Source organism: Micrococcales bacterium (assembly GCA_016703125.1).
Lineage (GTDB): Bacteria > Actinomycetota > Actinomycetes > S36-B12 > UBA10799 > JADKAV01.
In genome coordinates this window covers 1-4,640 of the sequence record JADJCR010000013.1, presented here as the reverse complement: position 1 = coordinate 4,640, position 4,640 = coordinate 1, and the positions used below count along the sequence as shown (strand labels likewise).

At 68.1% G+C, this 4,640-nt stretch carries 2 protein-coding genes and 1 pseudogene; 1 reads left to right on the top strand and 2 read right to left on the bottom strand.

Annotated elements, in window-relative coordinates; translation table 11 throughout:
- A partial coding sequence (locus tag IPG68_14890; GenBank protein MBK6764462.1) for a hypothetical protein occupies positions 1-596 on the top strand: 596 nt, incomplete at its 5' end.
- Positions 597-1,185: 589 nt separating this feature from the next.
- On the opposite strand, the gene IPG68_14885 is transcribed toward IPG68_14890, so the two are convergent.
- Positions 1,186-1,674, bottom strand: a complete 489-nt coding sequence (locus IPG68_14885) for a hypothetical protein (GenBank protein ID MBK6764461.1) — start codon at positions 1,672-1,674, stop codon at positions 1,186-1,188.
- Positions 1,625-4,074: pseudogene (locus IPG68_14880) on the bottom strand (glycine--tRNA ligase subunit beta). The gene IPG68_14885 and the pseudogene IPG68_14880 overlap by 50 nt, the downstream one beginning before the upstream one ends.
- Positions 4,075-4,640: the final 566 nt, after the last annotated feature.

Sequence of the window (4,640 nt, the reverse complement as noted above, 5' to 3'; positions counted from 1 at the left end):
GACGCTTTGGCATCACGAATAATCCGCGGGCCGACGGGCGCACGGTCCGGGCTCCAGCGGCGGCTCCGGCGGCCGCGGTGGCGGCGAGAATAGTTCCGCTCGCCGTTGGCGGCGACGCCGGGGAGCTCGATCCGTATCCCCGGCCGCGTGTACCCGGGTTATTCGGGCTGAAGCCACGGCGTGGTCGAGTTTCCCGTGGCCTCACCGGGAAGTCTGGGGCGCGCTGTTGCACAGGGGTCTTGACCCGCACCGCCGTGGACAGCGCGTGGGTGTACGACATCCTCGCCGGCGCGTTGCCCAGTGACCGGTGGCAGGCCACCCCGCTGTCCAGCTCATTGACGCAAGCCACCTCCACCGACCCCCCGCCACTGCGGATCGGCTGGACCACCGATCGGCCGGATCATGGCCGAGGCGTCAATCCCCAAGTGGTGGCCGCGGTCAGCGCCGTCGCCGACCGCTTGCGCGACCTCGGCCATCAGGTGCCGAGGTTCACCCGGACTGGCCCAGCTTCCGCCGCCCGATGTACCTGCAGTTCGTGCGTGGGGTCTGCGAGATTGCCCAGCAGCTGGACCACCCAGAGCGGTTGGAGACGGTGACCGGGCCACTGTCTCCCTCGGTGGCGCAGTGCCGGCCAGGGCGGACCGAGCGGGCGATGACCGCCTCGGTCAGCCTCGCCGCGCGCGTCGACGCTACAGGGCGAGATGACCTGCTGCTCACCCGACGATGGCATGCCTGCCGCCCGCCGTAGGCGCGCTCGACGGCTCAGGTGGGCTCTCATCCAACGAACGCTGCCCGTGGTGGCATTCACCCAGCTGTTCAACGTCGCTGGTCAGCCAGCTGCGTCCTACCCGGCCGGGTTCAGCACTCAGGGCTGGCCGATCCCGGGGTTCAGCTGGCCGCCCGCACCGGTGCCGAGGCCACGATCCTGGCGGTGGCTGCCCAGCTAGACCGGACCAGAGGCACCGCATCACCGATGCAGGTGTCACCGAACTAGGCCGAGTGCATGTCGTGGCCTGGATCGGCCACCGTGCTGCCTAGTCGTGGCCTAGTCGGCCACCGTGCTGCCTAGCCGAGCGCGGTATCCAGGGCCTGCCAGTCGATGCCCGTCGGGCCGCACAGACCGACCGGCGACGCGCCGAGGGCGAGCAGCCCGCACCTGCGGGTCAGGGTCCATGAGCCAGCACGTCATCGAAGAAGCGATTGATCGCCGCGGTCACCGCCCGGCCCTGCCGCGCGAAGGCGGCCACCCGGAGTGCAGGTCCTTCGACAAGGCAGCGGGCCACCGCGATGAGATCCACACTCGGCAGGCAGGCTCCGGTGCTCCTCGACCAGTTCAGGGGCGGGTTCCGGCCGGCACGATCCGGCGCACCGAACCACCGCCTGAACCAGCGCTGCGAAGTCGTCGTCATCGGCCAGCTGCGCCAACTCGGCCAGGTACACGTCGGGGCGGGTCAACGACAACGCACCGGGCATCACGGCTGCGACGAGATCGGCCGAAACACCCTCATCGCGCAGCAGTTGGGCAAACCGCCCAGTGATGAACTCCTGCGCCGCCTCGACGGAACCCGCAGCCACGCTGACGCCGTGCTGCTCCAGCCGGCGGGCCGCGGCCCGAATCCCAACGTCAATCGAGATCGTCTGCAACGGCCCGTCGATCGCCGCTGGGGAGCGCATAATCCGGATGATGCCCAGCGGCGGCGCGGCGCAGGCCGAAGTGGTCGGAGGACCCGGTTGGCTCAGCCCCGATTGCAAACATTGAGGTGCGCAGGTCGAGGCCGGTCAGCCAGCGCGGAGCCATCCCCGGCATCGACTGCGGGGAGGATCGGCGCTGGTCTTTATGGCTGCTCATCTCCGTAAAGCGCCTGCGCCACCGCTTCGCTCTCGCCGGCCCGCACCGCGTAGTCGCGGGCCATGAATCCGGCCAGGCTAGACAGCTCGACCACCATCTGGGTGGACAGGTCGAACTTGGCCAGCTCGCCGGCCCGCTTCAGGGTGTCTCGCTCCTGCTCGTTCAGACATGCATAGCCTGGAGCCTCGACGGACGCTCGCTCGCCGAGGGTTTGGGCCAGGTCGCGGATTCGGTCCGCGCGCTGGGCCACCGACCCCAACCTGTCCTCGAAGGTGAGTTCGGACAGGGCGGACCGGAAGTCGGCCAGCGGCACGGTCAGATCGGCCTGGTAGAAGAAGGCCGCGTCCTCATACCGGGCCCGCAGCACGCTTTCGTTGCCACGTCGAACCAGCGCGTCGTCGCATTCGCCGTTGGCCATCGTGACGAAGTACGGCATCAGCCGCCCGCCGTCCCGCACCGGCAGGTAGCGCTGATGCTTGCGCATCACCGTGGTGAGGATCTGCTCCGGCAGTTCCAGGTAGCGCTGCTCGAACGAGCCGAGCACCCCGTGCGGGGCCTCAACCAGGTTGGTGATCTCGTCGATCAGGGCCGCTTCGCCCTCGACGTCGACGAGGCCACCCACCGGCCGCCAGCGCGTGCGCCTGCTCGACCACGAGCTCCCGACGAGCGCCCGTGAAGAGCTGCATCCGGGCCTGCAGGGTGGGAATGAGCTCGTCGCCGCTAGCCACCGCGGCGTGCGGGGTCGGGTCCTCCCGCAGCAGGTAGGTGGTTCGCCCGGCGGTGAGATCGCTGACTGTCACGGGCACCACGACCGGGCCCCAAGTGCCACCAGCCACCGAATGGCTCGGCTAAAAGGAAGGCTGGGGGGTCGCTCCAGCGTATGTTCTTGCCCGTAGCCCGCTCACCACGTCGGCCACCGGGGCTGCGGCGACCTCCAGCACCGGCCGTCCGGTGAACTCCACCGCCACCGCAGCGTGCTCGTTCCCGCCGATCTCGGCTTTCACGACGTCCGCCAGCTGCGCCTTTTGCCTCGCAGGAAGCCCTCCAACGCCTTGGTCGGTTGGCCGTCGGCGTCGAACGCGGCCGACCGGGGCCCTGTTCAGCCGCTGGCCGCCCGGTTCCGGCAGGGCGACCGCGTCAATCTGCCACGATGCGGCGCGGGGTGCCGTTCACCGGTGATCGCTCCATGGGGCAATGTGCTTGCCTCGGTTTCGCCGTGACGGCAGCCCGGACCTGCTCGATCGTGTCGCTGACCGTGCGGGGGCAGTTCTCGACGCCGATTTCGATGGCCAGGGTCTGCGGGGTGGTGGGCAGCTGGTCGGGCACCGGTTCGGGGCTAGCCACCGACGGCACCTCGGCCCCGGCCGAGCGGGTAGCCGAGTTCCGCCGGGCCACCCACAGGGGTGCATACGTCTTTAGCGAGGCGGCGCATGGTGGCGAAGGCCCGCGCACGCTCGGTGGTGCTGATCGCCCCGCGACATCAACACGTTGAAGGCGTGTGAGGATTTCCAACACATAGGTGTGCGCCGGCACCGGCAATCGGGCCTCGATGAGCCGCGCCGCTTCGGCCGTGTACGCCTCAAACAGCGCACGATTCGTCGTCACATCGGCCTCATCGAGGTAATACCGAGACATCTCGTACTCGGACTGGCCGAACGCCTCGCCATAGGACACTCCCGGCGCGTAGGCAATGTCCTTAAAGTGGGTAACTCCTTGGACGGCCATCAGGATGCGTTCCATCCCATAGGTCAACTCAACCGCCACCGGGTCAAGGTTGAGGCCGCCCACCTGCTGGAAGTAGGTGAACTGGGTGATTTCCATCCCGTCAGCCACACTTCCAGCCCAGGCCCCAGGCGCCAATCGCCGGCTGAGCCCAGTTGTCTTCGACAAAACGCACATCGTGGGCCGACGAGGTCGATTCCCAACGCCTCCAGCGAGGCCCGGGTACGCACTGCTCTTGCGGGTCACCCGGATCGGGCTTGGGAATCACCTGAAACTGGGTGTGAGTTTGCAGACGGTTGGGGTTTTCGCCATACCGCGAATCGTCGGGGCGCACCGACGGCTCGACGTACGCCACCCGCCAGGGCTCCGGCCCCAGCACCAGCAGGATCGTGGCCGGGTTCATCGTCCCCGCCCCGACCTCGGTGTTGAATGGCTGGGCCACAGGCAGCCCCGGTCGGTCAGTAGTCGCTCAGAATCCGCAGCGCGTCCTGCATGGTCAGCACGAGGGTCAGGTTGCCCAACCCGCAGTCGAGACCGCCGGAATCGCACATCTGGTGAGCAACACGTTGTATCGTGTTCTTGACTTTGCTCAGACAGTAGCAACGTGCTGGTTGTCGATTAACCATGGATATTGTCACTGTGCTGCATAACAACACCGGGAGTTGATGCGAGTCATGACACATTGGGACAAATCCCCACCCTGCCACGATGAGGCGCAGCCATGGACGATGAGGTGACCCGATGAGCGTCGGCGTCACGATCGATCCGTCGGATCCCACTCCCCCGTATGAGCAGCTGCGCCGTCGGCTCGCCACCTGATCGCCTCGGGCACCTGGAACCGGGACAGCGCCTCGCACCGGTCCGTCAGCTCGCGGCCGACCTCACCTCGCCCCAGGCACCGTCGCTCGCACCTACCGGGAGCTGGAGTCCTCCGGCCTGGTCGGGACCCGCCGCCGGTGCCGGCACGATCGTGCGGACCGCCGCGAAGCCGATGACCGCGGCCCAGCGGCAGAAGCGGTTGGCCGCTTTGGCCAGCGAGTTTGTCGGTCAGGCGCCTGATCGGGGTCAC